Consider the following 15,310-nt stretch of genomic DNA (forward strand, 5'->3'; position numbering starts at 1 on the left):
TACCCCCCCCCCCCCCCCCCCCCCCCCCCCCCCCGACGGGGGAATTACCGGGCGCGCAGCGCGGCAATCAGCCGCTGCGGGTCGATGCGCTCGCCATCCCGCACGACTTCAAAGTGCAGGTGCGGCCCGGTGGTCTTGCCGGTATTGCCGGTCTTGCCGATGGCCTGGCCGGCCGTCACGGCGTCGCCGGCACTGACGGTGCGCTGGTCGAGGTGGGCATACATGGAACGCAGGCCGCCGCCATGGTCGATCACAATCACCTTGCCGAATTTCTCCTGGCCCTGGTACAGGTCGGTCGACTCCGCAACAATGCCATCGGCCGGGGCCAGCAGCGCGGTGCCGCGCCGCGCGTTCAAGTCCACGCCGTGGTGGAACGGGTTCGCTTGCGTGGTCGGCCGCACCGGGCGCGGGCCATAGGCGCTGTTGACTTTGACGCGGGCCAGCGGCGCTTGCCACACCGGCAGCATGGCGTCGCCACGCGCGGTGTGCGGCGAGGATTGCGCGCCGGCGTCCGCCGTCCCCGTCACCGACAGCACCGGCGCCCGCCACGCAAACGCTGGCTGCAGCAGCATCGCGGCGCCGATCACGGCAACACAGCAGGCGCCCAGCGCGGTTTTACCGGTGGCGGCCAACCGGGTCGACCCACCGAGATCCGGCAAGCGCAACTGGCCGAGCCGTTCATGCACCGCCGCGGCGGCGCCGGTTCCCGCACCGGCAAAGGGCGCCGCCAGGCCGATGGCGCCGGTGTGGCGCGCCGTCAATTGCACCTTCAGCTGAGCCACCAGGGCCGCCGCATAGTCGCGCCGCGCGGCCACCGGACGGTGCGCCAGCACATGGCGGTCGCAGCCCAGCTCCTGCGCATGGGACAAGCGGCCCGCCAGCGCCTTCAGCGCAGGATTGAACCAGAACACCGTCTGCAGCAGCAGGCTCGCATGCAGCCACCAGTGGTCACGCCGCTGCCAATGCGCCAGTTCGTGGGCAATCATCAATCGCTGCTGCGCCGGATCAAACGTGCGCAGGTGGCGCGGCAACAGCAAAACCGGACGCAGCAAGCCGGCCAGCATTGGCGACACCGGCGCGCAGGATTCCAGCACGGCGGGCGTGCCGCACGGCGCACCATCAAACCCGGCGTGGCCGGCCAGCGCCCGGGCATCGAGCGGCGTGGCGCACGCCAGCAAGCCCCGCAGCGCGCGGCGGGCGCGCACCAGCCTCACCACGCCCACCCCCAGGCCGGCGCCGTAGCACAGCAGCCAGCCGCCGGACAGCACCAGCAGCCAGCGCGGCGCCGGCGTGGCCGCCAGCACCAATCCGCCATCGTCGCCGCCATTGCCGCCCTCGCCGCCTTCTTCCCCATCGAGCGCCAAGGAAGGCAACGCGCCCGCGGCGGGACGGGCAATTTCAATCGACGGCAACACCCGCCAGCCGGCGCTGGCCGGTGACAACGCCAGCATGAAAGCCCCGGCGGCGGCGGCCATGGCCAGCAGCCACACCAGGCGCTGCGACGCCACACCGGGCCAGCGGCGCCGCAGCAGCGCCAGCACCGCCAGCAGTACGGCGGCCGCCACCACACACGTCACACTGGCTTGCAGGAACGCCAGCGTAAAAGACATCAGCGCCCCCATGGTTACACCTTGCCCGCAGGCCAGTCCTGCAGCAATTGTTCGAGTTCCGCCAATTCATGCTGGTCGACCAGTTTGCTGCCAGTAAACATATTGACCGGCAGCGGGGCATCCATTTCCATGACCCGCTTGCCAAAATCGTGGGCAAACGCGGCCAGGGTTTCCACCTTGTCCAGCGCCGCCGTATACACTTGCACGCCGTGGGCGGTGTGCTGCTCCACCATGCCTTTTTCCAGCATGCGCTCGAGCGTCTTGCGGGTCGAGGAAGACGACCAGCCCAGTTCCTGTTCCACCGCGCCATGGATTTCACGCGCGCTCAACGGCTGCTGCTTCCACAGGCACTTCAATAAACTCAATTCAGTGACGGACGGGGTCATACAAACTCCTTTAAGCGACTAACGACGCCATCATACGACACATGTCGCATACCTTGCAATATCAATATGCGACACATGTCGCACACCGGGAAACGATGCCCGCTCGGTCAATCCGTTAGCTGCCGCACCGAACCGCGCCGGCGCAGCCCCCACACTGTGAGCCTGCATCATCCAACCACCAAGGAGTCACCATGCGTACCCATACCGGCAAGAGCAAAGCGATCCCGAAATCGATTGCAACGGAATCCCAGCCCAACGACGCCATCGCGCTGTTGATGGAAGACCATGAACACGTCAAGGACCTGTTTGAACAGTTCGACGGATTGGGCGACCGCGCCATGGTCAGCAAAAAGAAGCTGGTCGATGAAATCTGTAATGAACTGACCAAGCACACCATGATCGAAGAAGAGCTGTTTTATCCCGCCGTGCGCACGCTGGGCAAGGAATTCGAAGACACCATCGATGAGGCCATCGTCGAACACGCATCGGCCAAACAATTGATTGCCCAGTTGCTGACGATGGATGCGGGCGACGATTTGTATGACGCCAAGGTCACCGTGCTGTCCGAACAGATCGAGCACCACGTGGAAGAAGAGGAAACGGACATGTTCCCGAAAGTGCGCAAATCGCGCCTCGACCTGGTCGCCCTGGGCATCCAGATGGCGGAGCGCAAACAACAGATTCCCGACCCGGCCCGCTGAACCCTGCATTCCTGACAACGAAGCCCACCACTGGTGGGCTTTTTTCTTTTATGATCACGGCGCCGGATGCATACAAATGCGCCGAATAACAACGACAAGGAAGAACTGAAGATGCAGGACGGGAATCACGAATTGAAACGGGGCTTGAAAGCCCGGCATATCCAGCTGATTGCCCTCGGCGGCGCGATCGGGACCGGGCTGTTCCTCGGCATTGCACAAACCATCAAGATGGCCGGCCCGTCCGTGCTGCTGGGCTATGCGGTGGCCGGGGCGATAGCCTTCCTCATCATGCGCCAGCTGGGTGAAATGGTGGTCGATGAACCGGTGGCCGGTTCGTTCTCGTATTTTGCCGATAAGTATTGCGGCAACCTGGCCGGTTTCATGTCGGGCTGGAATTACTGGGTTCTGTACATCCTGGTATCGATGGCGGAACTGACGGCGGTCGGCATCTATGTCCAGTACTGGTGGCCCGAGGTGCCAACCTGGGCCTCGGCGCTAGGGTTCTTCGTCATCATCAACGCCATCAGCCTGTTGAACGTGAAAGCGTTCGGCGAAATGGAATTCTGGTTTGCCATCATCAAGGTGGTGGCGATTGTCGGCATGATCGGTTACGGCGGCTACCTGCTGGCGTCCGGCACGGCCGGCCCTGAAGCCACCGTGGCCAACCTGTGGCAGCATGGCGGCTTTTTCCCGAACGGCGTCTCGGGCCTGGTGATGGCGATGGCAGTCATCATGTTTTCCTTTGGCGGGCTGGAACTGGTCGGCATTACCGCGGCCGAAGCGGACAATCCTTCCGTGACGATCCCGAAAGCCACCAACCAGGCGATTTACCGCATCCTGATTTTCTATGTCGGCGCGCTGGGCGTGCTGCTGTCGCTGTACCCATGGCAAAAAGTCGTCACCGGCGGCAGCCCGTTCGTGCTGATTTTCCACGCGCTCAACGCGGAATTCGTCGCCCATATCCTGAACGTGGTGGTATTGACCGCGGCGCTGTCGGTGTATAACAGCGGCGTCTACTGCAACAGCCGCATGCTGTTCGGCCTGGCGCAGCAAGGCAATGCGCCACGCGCGCTGCTGAAGGTCAACCAGCGCGGCGTGCCGCTGGCCGCGCTGGGCGTCTCGGCCGCATCGACCGGGATTGCCGTGCTGGTCAACTACTTCCTGCCGGGTGAAGCCTTTGGCTTGCTGATGGGGCTGGTGGTATCGGCGCTGATCATCAACTGGGGCATGATCAGCTGGATCCACCTGCGCTTCCGCCAGCAAAAAGCCGCCACCGGCAAGATGACGGCCTTCCGCAGCCTGGGCTATCCGCTGACCAATTACATTTGCCTGGCCTTCCTGGCCGCGATCCTGGTGGTGATGTACCTGACGCCGGACTTGCGCCTCTCCGTGTACCTGATTCCCGCCTGGCTGGCGGTGCTCGGCATCGGCTACAAGCTGCGTCCGGCCAAGGGCTGACCGGTCCGTTATATATCGCAATATATAACGTTGTCGGCGCGCACCGAAAGGTGAAAAAGCGCCGGCGGCGACGCGGCTTGCATATGAGCAGCAAAGCGCAGGTGCTACAGTGGTGTGACGCCGGACAACTTTCATTCCCATGAAAACACCCCTGCACCGCGCTGTCCCCGTTGGCCTGGCCCTGGCCCTGTGCGCCGCCGGCTGCCACGCCCAACTCAGCATCCAAGGCGGCATCGCCGCCGCGGTGCGCAGTTCCACCCACACCGATCCGGCCGGACGCGGCAAGGTGGAAATGACGCCAACCAATATGTCCCCGCTGTTCATCAGCTTCCGCTCGCAGGAAGCACTGGCCGATGGCGTGCAGGTGCGCGCGCGGCTCGATGCGGGCTTCCTGACCGACACCGGCGCCATGCGCCATGGCACCCTGTTCGGGCGCGAAGCGTCGGTGGGGCTCGATGGCCGCTGGGGCAAGCTCGATGCGGGACGGCTGCAAATCATCGGCGGTGCGGTGGAAACCCTGGTGCGGGTCGATCCCGCCAAAGGCGCGGGCCAGCTGGAAACCGTGTGGCCCGGCATCTGGACCGGGGCGCGCTTCGACAACGCGGTGCGCTACCGGTATGAAGCCGGACCGTGGTTTGCCGGGGCCATGGTGTCGATGGGGGAACGGGCCGGCAACCGGGGCGACCTGACCGCCGTGGTGGCGGGCTACATGGATGCGCCCCGCGTGGCCATGGCCGCCTGCCAGGTGGCGCACGACGGCAACGGCTTGCGCGCCAGCGTGTGCACGGCCGGGATCGCGTGGCCCGTGCCCGGCTGGGGGCCGGACGGCACGCTGCTCCATGCGGCGGTCCTGGCCGCCCGCCGCGACAAGGGCTTCACGGTCGGTGCGGCCGGCCAGGCGCTCGGCAACATGGATTTCAGCTACGTCGGCATCCCCGCGCCGGCCGACCACCAGGTGCGTTTCGCACTGCTGGGATTGACCCTGCCGCTGCCGGCGCTGTCGCCGCTGTGGCGCCTGCGCAGCGCCGTGTTTTATGCGCACAGCCCCGATACCACCCTGTTTTCCGCGCGCGAAGGCGGCATCCAGCGCGCGGCCTACGTGGTACTGTCCTATGACCTGTCGCGCCGCACCGCCCTGCTGCTCAGCATGGACTGGAACCACTGGAGCGGCGGCTGGCGCGGTTATTGGGGTTCCAGCGCCGCGTCGCAGGCCGCCTATGCGCCCGACGGCGCCGACACCCGCCGCACGGCGGCGATCGGCTTGCAGCATAGTTTTTAGGCGCGCCGGCCGCCATGACGCCTGCCGCCCCCCAATTCCCTGGAACGCCAGCGCCGCCATTGGCGTTCCCTCTGCCATTGGCAAGCCTGGCGCTGGCCGTGCTGCTGGGGGCCGCCGCCCCGGTGCGCGCAGCGGAACCCTGCGCCCCGATCCGGGTCGCCTACACCGACCGCCACGCGCCGCCGTTTTATTTCGGCGCGGGCGACACCGTGCCCGACAAGCCGGGCGCCGGGGTGGAACTGATCCGGAAAATGATTGCCAGCGCCGGCTGCACGGTGACGTTCGTGCGGGTGCCGGTGGCGCGCATCCGCGTGGCGCTGGCCGAAGGCAGCGTCGATATGGCGCCGCTGAACGCCACGCCCAGCGACGTGACGATCACCGCGATGCCGCTCGGCCAGGACGGCAAGCCCGATCCGCGCCGCTCGATCGAAGCCACCACCTACCTGTTCGTGCGTGGCGCGGACAGCATCCCCGCCGACGTCGACACGGTAGCGCATTTCAAGGGCAAGCGCCTGGGCATCATCCAGGGCATCGCCTATGCCGCGCAATTGCGCGCCGAGGGATACCTGGTGGACGCCGGCGCGACGGACCTGGACCGCAACATTGAAAAGCTGCTGATGGGCCGGGTCGACGCTTATGCGGCGACCGTCACCACGCCGACCGACCTCGATGCGGTGCTGCGCATACGCTATGGCGACAAGGTGCGGCGGCTGGAGCGCCCGATCCGCAGTTCCCGTACCTTCCTGGCCGCCAGCAGGCAATACTACGCGGCGCACACGGCGCGGGTGGAGGCCATGTGGCAATGGGTCGGCGCCCATGGGCGCGGCCAGTTGACCGCGCTGATCCGGGAGTACGAACGGATGCAATAACCCGCTGGCATGGCCGGCGCCCGTTACCGCCGGGTGCGCGGACCCGCAGCGCGGATCGAAGGTGCGGCTCGGTGGCGCGGCTCAGTGGCGCGTGTTTAAGGCATGGGCAGGCGGCGCAGGCTTACTTAGCCGACGCCTTCCCGCTGGCCGACGCCTTCTCGCTGGCGGACACCTTTTCCGCCGCGGCCAGCCGCGCGATCTTGTCCGCCTTGAGCCGCTCGTCCGTCATTTGCTTGGCTTTGCCGTAATGGCTGCCCGAGGTCACCGTGCACGCGGTTTTGCTGCACGACAGCCGCGTCAGCAATTCGCCATCGATCCAGTACGCTTCGCCAAACTGCCCTTTGCCCGGTGTGACTTCGGAAAACGGCTTGGCGTTGAACTCGGCGCGCAACTGGTCGTACGTCACCCCCTGCGCGTAATTGGCGGTGATTTCACCGACCCGCACCGCCGGCGCATAAAACTTCACCGCCAGGGTCTCCGGCGCGACCGTGTTCAGCACGATAAACGCCTTGCCGTTCGAACTCCAGTTGCACACCAGCGCATCGACTTCGCTGCGCGGCTCGTAGGGCAAGGTCTGCTTGCGCGCCTCGGCGCACTTCATGTTGGTAATGCTGATGATCTTGTATTTGTTGTCGCCGACCCGCATGCCCTGGATCACATGGGGACTGTTGGCGGCAAAAACGGCGGGCGCGGCCAGCAAGGCGGCCAGCATCAGGACAGCGGATTTGGTCGGCATCGTAGTGAATGAAAACTGTGGCGGGACCGGTTCAATATATCGGCAACCACGGTCCGGGTCAAAGTCCAGACCGATTATTGTCATTTCCGCGCCCGGCCTGCTGTGCCGATTTGGTGGCGCACACTGTGCAAATCCATCAAGACCCGGCGATGAAATCTGCATAAGCTTTCCGGTTCCACAACAAGAACCAGGAGACTTACATGACATTCGCGCACCACGGCCGCCGCGCGGCGGCCGGCCTCACTTTGTTACTGGCCAGCCTGTTCGCCCACGCCGGCATGCCCTACCAGGACCATGTTTTTGAATACAAGCAGCCCAATGGCGAAAAGCTGCGCGTTCACCTTGACGGTAATGATTACTACGCGGAGCAACGCACCGACGACGGTTCGCTGGTGGTGTTCGACGCGAAAAAGAAAGGCTTGTGCTACGCCGAACTCAACGCGGCGGGCGACGACCTGGTCTCGACCGGCGTGCTGGCCACCAATGCCAAGCTGCGCAGCTTCGCCACCGCGAACAAACAGCAGCAAGGCCTGGGCGCCGAAGCGCGGGCGCGCAAGGCCAAGGAAAAGTACCAGCAAATGCATGGCAAGGCGCCGGAATCGGCCAGCACGACCACCGCGAAATTGGCCGCCGCCCCCGCGCTGGCCGCCGTCTCGGGCCCGGTCAAAGGCTTGACCGTGATTATCGATTTCCCGGACCTGGCCGGCACCATCACGCAGGCGCAAGTCAATTCCTTCCTGAACGACGTGCCCTACACCGGCTTCGGCAATGCGCAATCGGTGCGCGGCTATTTCCAGACCGTGTCCGGCAACAAGCTCGACTACACCAATACCGTCACGCGCTACTACCGCGCGAAATACAACAAATCGTATTACGCCGACAGCAGCCTCAGTTCCTCGGTGCGCTCGCAGGAATTGATTTCCGAAGCGCTGAACTGGTTGAAAACCACCCAGGGCTTCGACTTTTCCACCCTGTCGGTCGACGCCAATAAACGTATCCGCGGCCTGAATTTCTTCTACGCGGGCGAATCGGACAGCGCCTGGTCGAAAGGCTTGTGGCCCCATATGGGCTGGCTGAGCAACCAGTTCTGTTCGAATAACGTGTGCACCGGCAGCTACCAGATCACCAACATGGGCAACAGCATGTCGATCGGCACCTTCTCGCACGAAACCGGCCACCTGGTGATGGGCTGGCCCGACCTGTACGATTACGATGGCACGTCGGAAGGCTCGGTGGCCAGCTATTGCCTGATGGGCTATGGCGGCATCGGCGCGCAAAGCAAATTCCGCCCGACCCCGCCGGTCGGCTTCTTCCGCTACCTGGTGGGCTGGGATACCGTGACGGAACTGAATCCCGCCATCAACGCCACCGCACCCAAGGGGCGCCTGAGCCACACGTCCGGTTCCCATGCGCTGTACCGCTGGTCCAATCCGGCCAACCAGCAGGAAGCGTTCTACCTGGAAGCGATCCACCAGAGCGGCCAAAACCTGTACCAGCCCGGCCAGGGCCTGGCGGTGTGGCACGTGGACCCGGCCGGCAACAATTCCGACGAATGGCACCCGTACGTGCAGATGGAACATGCGGACGGACGGCGCGATCCGGAATACAAGGTCAACCGCAGCGACGCCACCGACCTGTATAACGGCACCACCACGCGCGCCTTCACCGACACCCTGCCGAACGCGTCCACCAACCGTGGCACCAATTCGAAATGGTGGAATGGCTATGCCTCGGGCCTGTCGGTCACCAACATCAGCACGCCCGCGCAAACCATTTCGTTTGACGTCGGCCCGACCGGCGATGTCTACACCGGCTACCTGGCCAGCGGCGCGTCGGTGATCCAGCCGTCACCGTACTTCCTGTATGCGGGCGGCACCCTGCGCCTCAACCTGACCGGCCCGACGAACGCGGACTTCGAACTGAAGCTGGAAAAGTGGGATGGCAGCGCGTGGGTCAAAGTCGCGGAATCCACCACCCCGACGTCCACCGAGGCGATCACGTACGCGGCGGCCAACGCGTATTACCGGATCACCGTGTATTCCTACAGCGGCGCGGGCAATTACACGCTGACCGTGCAAAAGTAAGCGGGGCCGCTCAGTTGGCGGCGGCGTAGCCTGCCGCCGCCTTCGACGATTGCCGCAACTGTTTGACTGACACCTTCTCACATTGCCGCTGCCGCGCGTACGGGCGCCGCCAGCGGCGATTTTTTCAAGCCCAGGTATTGCAGCCACGCCAGCCCCAGCGTCCCCAGCGCTTGCAGCACCACATAGGCGGCGCCCAGTCCGCTCGGCTCCACCAGCCCCAGCACGACGATATCGATGCTGGCCAGCGCCCACAGCACATTGCCCACCACCACCAACAGCACCAGTGGCCGCCACAAGGTGCGGCTGGCCGCCAGTCCCAGCAGCATCAGCACATAACCGGTCATGAACAGCCCCGTGCCCTGCAACAGCGGTTCCGGCAAGTTCAGCAACCCGGTGACGCCTTGCGGGCGCGCCAGGTGCAGCACGGCCAGCATGCCGGTGGCGGCGGCATCGGCCAGGAAAGCGTTTTTCAGGAAACGGGACGATTGGATGGCGTTCATGGTGTGGCTCCTTGGCGGTTGATGGTGCGTTGATGGTGCGTTGAAGTGACGCCAGTGTCGCCCGTCCGCGCAGGCTGGCCAATTACGTCGCAGGTAATCGCGCGGTCATTGGCGGGCCCGCTTTCAGGTAGAGATATTAATTTCGCATATATGTCATATGGCAAATGGAAATTTGCATTGGGGCGAAAATTGCCGCATCATTGCACTTGTCTCCTCCAGCTCTTCAAAAGAATTGGATTTTGCCCGCCTCCCGGCGGGCATTTTTTTTGCCTGACGCCATCCTGAACGCCTGAATAACAACACTTGCATTTCGCTAACTCGCGCATGCGATAATGGTTCCGCTATTCCAGAGTCAACATCCCCATCAGCGACAGAGCGAGGAACCGTGCCGGAAATTGAACGCAAACTGGCGGCCATCATGGTGGCCGACATCGTCGGCTACAGCGCCATGATGGAGCGCGATGAATCGCGCACGTTCGCGCGGGTGCGCGCCTTGCGGGAAAATTTGTTCAATCCCTTTGTCAGCCAATATGGCGGGCGCATCATCAAGACCACCGGCGACGGCTTCCTGGCCGAATTCCCGACCGGCAGCGCCGCCTTGAATTGCGCGGTCGACATGCAGCGGCAAAACCATGCCGCGCAAGCCAGCTCCGATGAAAAAGACAAGATGCTGATGCGCATCGGTATCAACCTGGGCGACATCATCATCGATGGCGACGACGTGTCCGGCGACGGTGTCAATGTCGCGGCGCGGCTGGAACCGTTTGCGCCGCAAGACGGCATTTGCGTGTCCGGCGCCGTGCGCGACCAGGTCCGCAATGACCTCGACGTGCTGTTTGAAGACCTGGGCGACTTGACCATCAAGAACATCACGCGCCCGATCCGCGCCTACCGCATCAACCTGGCCAATGCCCCGGCCACCCGCAAGGGGCCGGTCAAACCACGCTCCGGCAAACCGCTGCTGGCCGCCGGGGCCGTGATCGCGGTACTGGCGGGAGCAAGCGCCTGGTGGCTGAGCGGGCCGCTGACGCCGGCAACCGTACCGGCAGCGGCGGTGTCGGCCGCGCCGCTGTCGATTATCGTGCTACCGTTTGCCAACCAGACCGGCGACGCGCAAAAAGCCTATGTCGCCGACGCGCTGACCAGCAGCATCACGGCCGACCTGGCGCGCATCCGCGACGCCTATGTCAGCTCCCCCGCCACCGCGCAAAGCTACCGCGACAAGAATTTAAGCGCGCAGCAGATCGGCAAGGATGCCGGGGTGCGCTTTATCTTGCAAGGCAATGTGCTGTCGAGCGGCGACAAGGTGCGCATCAGCGTCACCCTGACCGATGCGCAAAGCGGCGCCACCCTGTGGGCGTACACGCTCGATGGCGACTTGACGAATTTGTTTGCGCTGCAAGACCAGGTGACGAACCAGATCGGCAACAGCATCGGCCGGCAAATGGTCATCGTGGCGGCCAGCGAAGCGGAAAAACGCGGCAGCAGCCCGAAAGCCGCGGACTTGCTGCTACGCGCGGCGGCGCTGCGCCTGAAGTCGCAGACCCTGCCGGTGCTGCGGCAAAGCGAAGCGCTGAACCGGCAGGCGCTGGCGCTGGAGCCGGACAATGTCTACGCGCTGACCGACCTGGCGGTTTCCCTGTTCCGGCAAGCCTATAACTTCGGCAACCAGACCCCGGACGACGTGCGGGAAAAACAGTGGGCCGAGGTGCGCGACATTTGCGCCCGGGTCCGGAGCCTGGACCCGAACAATGCCGATATCTTGTATGCGCAGGGCTTTTATGCGTCGAAACACGACGACTTCCCCGGCTGGCGCAGCGCGGCCGACGCCTATCTCGCGGCGCGGCCGAAAAGCCTGCTGCCGTATATCGGCCTGGCCAACATGCATATTGCGCTGGGCGAACCTAAAGAAGCGATCGCCCGTTTGCACCAAGCCCTCACCCTGGATCCGAAACATCCGCCGGAAACCATTTTCACGAATCTGGCCCGGGCCCACATGGAACTGGGGGACAACGATGCCGCGCGCGACTGGTGCCTGAAAGGCACGCAAGCCCATCCCGCCTACCCGAATTGCTACGCGATCCTGGCCATGGTGTATGCGGACAAGAGCGACACGCCGCGCCAGCAAGCCGCGCTGGCGGAGCTAAAACGGGTCGCGCCGCAATACCGCATCCCGGAATTTTCCAAGCCGCAACCATCGAGCCCGGCGGTCTATAAAAAGTATTACGAAGAAAAATACCTGCCGCTGTGGCGCAAGGCGGGGCTGGCGGAATAAGCCGCCCCGGGCTCAGGCTTCCAGCCAGCGCTCGAACAGCGCCGTGTCGGCCCCGGCCGGCACGTACCACTTCTTGCGTTTCGGATCCCAGCGCGCGCCAAGCTGCTTGGCTTCGTCTTTTTCCGCGTACGGCACTTTCAGGGTGGTGACGGCTTTCGCCGACGGCTTGGACGGTGCGCGCGTTGCGGCGGCCGACGCCGCGGGGACCACGATCACCGGCGCCGCGCAGTCCACCGTGGAACCGTCGGCCCGCACTTCCACCCAGCGCTCCGCGCCCTCTCCCGCCAGGCGGCACTTAAAGGGGGGATCAAAGGGCAAGTCAAAAGGGACATCAATCGGTGGCGTGGCGGTCATGGGCGGCTGTCTCGTAATGAAGGCAGCGCATTATCGGCCACGCGGCGGGCGCCCGCAAGGGAGGGCGCCCCGCCTGGCGGCGGGTTTTACGATGCGGCGGCGGCAAATTGTTCCGGTTTGCCGCGCGCGGCAAAATAGCAGGCCCCGGCGCCCAGTTCCAGCCCTTCCCGGTCCAGCACCACGATCTTGCCCCGGCGGCATTCGATCATGCCATCCTGTTGCAGCTTGCCACAGGCCGCCGTGATGCTTTCGCGGCGCACGCCCAGCAAGTTGGCAATCGACTCTTGCGTGACGGCCAGTTCAGCCGACAGCGAACGGTCGAGGCGGTCCAGCAGCCAGCGGCACAGCTTCTGGTCGATGCTGCTGTGACGGCTACTGACCACGCTTTGCGCCAGTTGCGCAAACATGATGCTGGTATGCCGCATCAATTGTTGCGCCAGGGTGCCGCCATCGCGGAACGCGGCCCGCAGCACGTCGGTGTGCAGGCGGTAGGCATAGCCGGCGCATTGCACGATCGCGGTATGGGTGGCGCGCTCGTCCGGATACATGGCCGCGCCGGCAATCCCTTCACGGCCGACCATGGCGATTTCCGTGGTGGCGCCGTCCTCATTAATGTATTGCAGCGAAATAATCGCGTTGGTCGGCAGGTAAGCGTAGTCCAGGCGGTCGCCAAAGCCAAACAATTCCTTACCGGCAGGCAACTGCACCAGTTCCAGGTGCGGGAACAGGCTTTCCAGTTCGGCGCGCTCCAATGCACGCAGCAATTCGTTTTGCTGGGCGCCCGTCAGGCTGACTGGCAGTGCGGCGCGGGCGGGAGCGGCGATGGATTGTGTGTTGAACATGTGAGCACCTCGTTATTCTGATTTGGGGGCGGACGTTGTCGCTATTGCATGCTTACACTGTATTGCTGTTTGCTACTCGGCTGTATCGGAATACGTGTTCCCCTGATGTAGTACAAAAGCATCATGCGGTGTCATCTTTGTCCTACGTGAGGTAACGAACATTCAGCCCGCACACAAGCCGGGATAATAGGAATCTCCAGGGGCAGCCACCCTCAACTCACAATGAATTAAAAATGGACAACTTTGCACAAGCCCTGTATGCCCTGAAACGCCAAAAGATGGCAGTGGAACGCACGCTGGGCGCCCGATCAACGGAAGAATGCATGGTCGCTTCGCGCTGGGTCAGCGCCTGGCAAAAGCTGGTGCAGGCGCGGCTGGACCGCCAGGCGCCCGCCGTCGGCGCCTATGCCGGCAGCCGCTATGTTCATCCGCGCACGGGCAAGTTGTTGCATTGATTGCATCTTGGATGGGCACTTTGAAACACCCTATTAAAAAACCTGCTTCGGCAGGTTTTTTTCATCGGCAAAAGTTAAGGATTTGATACAGTTTTTGAGCTTCCGCAGTGCAGCCTGTGCTAGTATCCGGCAGCGCCAAACGACACAGGCGTATGAGGTGCATTCCGGTTCCTTATCCAGGGCCAGCCGGAACAAGACAGAAACTCAATAAAGAGACCGATTGGAGAAGAAGTGAGTATTTTTAGAACCAAGAACCTGGACCAGATGCTGGCCGATGGCCGCAAGCCTGGCGGCCTGAAGAAAGTACTGGGCCCGTTCGACCTGATCATGATGGGTATTGGCGCCATTGTTGGTACCGGTATTTTCGTGTTGACCGGCACCGGCGCGCTGAAAGCCGGTCCGGCACTGCCGCTGGCGTTCGTGGTGGCGGCCCTGGCTTGCGGTTTCGCCGCCCTGTGCTATGCGGAGTTCGCCTCGACCGTGCCGGTGGCCGGCTCGATTTATACCTACAGTTACGCCACCATGGGCGAACTGGTGGCCTGGATGATCGGCTGGGACTTGCTGCTCGAATACGGCTTGGCCACGTCCGCCGTGGCGGTCGGCTGGTCCGGCTACTTCCAGCATTTGATTGGCGGCATTGGTTTGCACATCCCGGTGGAATTATCCGCCGCGCCCGGCGCTCTGCCCGGCGTGAAAACCTACTTCAATCTGCCGGCCATGCTGATCATGCTGATCATTACCGCCATGCTGAGCTGGGGCGTGCGTGAATCGACCCGCGTCAATGGCATCATGGTGGTGATCAAGATTGCCGTGGTGCTGCTGTTCATCGCCACCGGCGCCGGCCACGTTCAAACCGCCAACTGGGAACCGTTCATGCCATTCGGCGTCAGCGGCATCATGGGCGCTGCGGCCATCGTGTTCTTTGCCTTCATCGGCTTCGACGCGGTGACGTCGGCGGCCGAGGAAGTCAAGAACCCCGCGCGTGACCTGCCGATCGGCATTATCGGTTCGCTGGCGATCTGCACCGTCCTGTATGTGATCGTGTCGGCCATCATGACCGGCATCGTGCCGTTCCGCGAATTCGCTTCCGCGCTGGACAAGCCGGTCGCGCTGGCGCTGTCCAAGACCGGACAAAACTGGTTCGCCGGCTTCGTGTCGCTGGGCGCCATCATGGGCATGACCACGGTGATCCTGGTGATGGCCTACGGCCAGACCCGCATCATCTTCGCCATGTCGCGCGACGGCCTGCTGCCGCAGCGCCTGTCGAAAATCCACCCGCGCTTCGGCACCCCGTTCCTGTGCACCTGGATCGTTGGCATCGTGTTCGGCCTGATTGGTTCCGTGGTGCCGCTGGACGTGCTGGCCGAGCTGATCAACATCGGCACTCTGGCGGCCTTCTGCCTGGTGTCGATCGCCGTGATGGTGCTGCGCAAGAAGCGCCCCGACCTGCACCGCGCATTCCGCTGCCCTGGCGTGCCGGTGGTGCCAATGCTGGCGATCGGCTTCTGCATCTCGCTGATGGCCTTCCTGACCGTCACCACCTGGATCGCCTTCGGCATCTGGCTGGCGATCGGCTTGGCCGTGTACTTCGGCTATGCGCGCCACCACTCGCTGCTGAACAAGGCGCAAGCCGGTCTGCCGCCCGCCAATGCGGCGCCGGTGAAGTAATTCCCGGGAAGAAGGCACCCGGCCTGATGGTCCGGCGCCTGCGATAAAAAAGCCTGCCGCGTCATGCGGCAGGCTTTTTTTCTTCAGCGACAC

The 15,310-nt window shown here is 63.7% G+C and carries 14 protein-coding genes; 8 read left to right on the forward strand and 6 right to left on the reverse strand.

Features of this window, described 5'->3' with window-relative positions:
• Nucleotides 1-44 precede the first annotated feature (44 nt).
• Both AC1RRC_RS28880 and AC1RRC_RS28885 read right to left on the reverse strand, forming a co-directional pair.
• The gene (locus AC1RRC_RS28880) at nucleotides 45-1,622 is read right to left on the reverse strand and encodes a M23/M56 family metallopeptidase (protein WP_493059111.1); all 1,578 of its coding nucleotides are present in this window, start codon (nucleotides 1,620-1,622) and stop codon (nucleotides 45-47) included.
• 2 nt (nucleotides 1,623-1,624) lie between these two features.
• Entirely contained in the window at nucleotides 1,625-1,996 is a 372-nt protein-coding gene (locus tag AC1RRC_RS28885; protein WP_493059113.1) for a BlaI/MecI/CopY family transcriptional regulator, read from the reverse strand.
• A gap of 191 nt (nucleotides 1,997-2,187) precedes the next feature.
• Here AC1RRC_RS28885 and AC1RRC_RS28890 point away from each other — a divergent pair, with 191 nt between their 5' ends.
• The 4 genes from AC1RRC_RS28890 (at nucleotide 2,188) to AC1RRC_RS28905 (ending at nucleotide 6,303) form a co-directional block, all read left to right on the forward strand.
• On the forward strand, nucleotides 2,188-2,697 hold the full coding sequence (locus AC1RRC_RS28890) for a hemerythrin domain-containing protein (protein WP_493059115.1): 510 nt from the start codon (nucleotides 2,188-2,190) through the stop codon (nucleotides 2,695-2,697).
• A gap of 111 nt (nucleotides 2,698-2,808) precedes the next feature.
• Nucleotides 2,809-4,155 (forward strand): amino acid permease, encoded by a 1,347-nt coding sequence (locus AC1RRC_RS28895; protein ID WP_493059215.1) that lies wholly within the window; start codon nucleotides 2,809-2,811, stop codon nucleotides 4,153-4,155.
• A gap of 139 nt (nucleotides 4,156-4,294) precedes the next feature.
• A complete protein-coding gene (locus AC1RRC_RS28900) occupies nucleotides 4,295-5,434 on the forward strand; it encodes a porin (RefSeq protein ID WP_493059116.1) in 1,140 nt (379 codons plus the stop codon).
• A gap of 14 nt (nucleotides 5,435-5,448) precedes the next feature.
• A complete protein-coding gene (locus tag AC1RRC_RS28905; RefSeq protein WP_493059117.1) occupies nucleotides 5,449-6,303 on the forward strand; it encodes a substrate-binding periplasmic protein in 855 nt (284 codons plus the stop codon).
• A gap of 121 nt (nucleotides 6,304-6,424) precedes the next feature.
• On the opposite strand, the gene AC1RRC_RS28910 is transcribed toward AC1RRC_RS28905, so the two are convergent.
• A complete protein-coding gene (locus tag AC1RRC_RS28910; protein ID WP_493059118.1) occupies nucleotides 6,425-7,039 on the reverse strand; it encodes a hypothetical protein in 615 nt (204 codons plus the stop codon).
• A gap of 200 nt (nucleotides 7,040-7,239) precedes the next feature.
• On the opposite strand from AC1RRC_RS28910, the gene AC1RRC_RS28915 reads away from it, so the two are divergent.
• Nucleotides 7,240-9,123: a M6 family metalloprotease domain-containing protein gene (locus tag AC1RRC_RS28915; RefSeq protein ID WP_493059119.1), complete on the forward strand. Its 1,884-nt coding sequence runs from the start codon at nucleotides 7,240-7,242 to the stop codon at nucleotides 9,121-9,123.
• A 77-nt stretch (nucleotides 9,124-9,200) separates the two neighbouring features.
• On the opposite strand, the gene AC1RRC_RS28920 is transcribed toward AC1RRC_RS28915, so the two are convergent.
• Nucleotides 9,201-9,623: a hypothetical protein gene (locus AC1RRC_RS28920; protein WP_493059120.1), complete on the reverse strand. Its 423-nt coding sequence runs from the start codon at nucleotides 9,621-9,623 to the stop codon at nucleotides 9,201-9,203.
• A gap of 385 nt (nucleotides 9,624-10,008) precedes the next feature.
• On the opposite strand from AC1RRC_RS28920, the gene AC1RRC_RS28925 reads away from it, so the two are divergent.
• The gene (locus AC1RRC_RS28925) at nucleotides 10,009-11,898 is read left to right on the forward strand and encodes an adenylate/guanylate cyclase domain-containing protein (RefSeq protein WP_493059121.1); all 1,890 of its coding nucleotides are present in this window, start codon (nucleotides 10,009-10,011) and stop codon (nucleotides 11,896-11,898) included.
• A gap of 12 nt (nucleotides 11,899-11,910) precedes the next feature.
• On the opposite strand, the gene AC1RRC_RS28930 is transcribed toward AC1RRC_RS28925, so the two are convergent.
• Both AC1RRC_RS28930 and AC1RRC_RS28935 read right to left on the reverse strand, forming a co-directional pair.
• Entirely contained in the window at nucleotides 11,911-12,252 is a 342-nt protein-coding gene (locus tag AC1RRC_RS28930) for a DUF5710 domain-containing protein (protein ID WP_493059122.1), read from the reverse strand.
• Nucleotides 12,253-12,338: 86 nt separating this feature from the next.
• The gene (locus AC1RRC_RS28935; protein WP_493059123.1) at nucleotides 12,339-13,094 is read right to left on the reverse strand and encodes a Crp/Fnr family transcriptional regulator; all 756 of its coding nucleotides are present in this window, start codon (nucleotides 13,092-13,094) and stop codon (nucleotides 12,339-12,341) included.
• Nucleotides 13,095-13,327: 233 nt separating this feature from the next.
• Between AC1RRC_RS28935 and AC1RRC_RS28940 the strand changes: the two genes are divergently transcribed.
• Nucleotides 13,328-13,549: a hypothetical protein gene (locus AC1RRC_RS28940; RefSeq protein WP_493059124.1), complete on the forward strand. Its 222-nt coding sequence runs from the start codon at nucleotides 13,328-13,330 to the stop codon at nucleotides 13,547-13,549.
• Between the two features lie 231 nt (nucleotides 13,550-13,780).
• Nucleotides 13,781-15,217 carry a branched-chain amino acid transporter BcaP gene (gene bcaP, locus AC1RRC_RS28945; protein ID WP_493059126.1) on the forward strand — a complete coding sequence of 479 codons (1,437 nt, stop codon included), beginning with the start codon at nucleotides 13,781-13,783 and terminating at the stop codon, nucleotides 15,215-15,217.
• Nucleotides 15,218-15,310: the final 93 nt, after the last annotated feature.

It is taken from the genome of Pseudoduganella sp. GW821-FHT12E03, assembly GCF_058807115.1.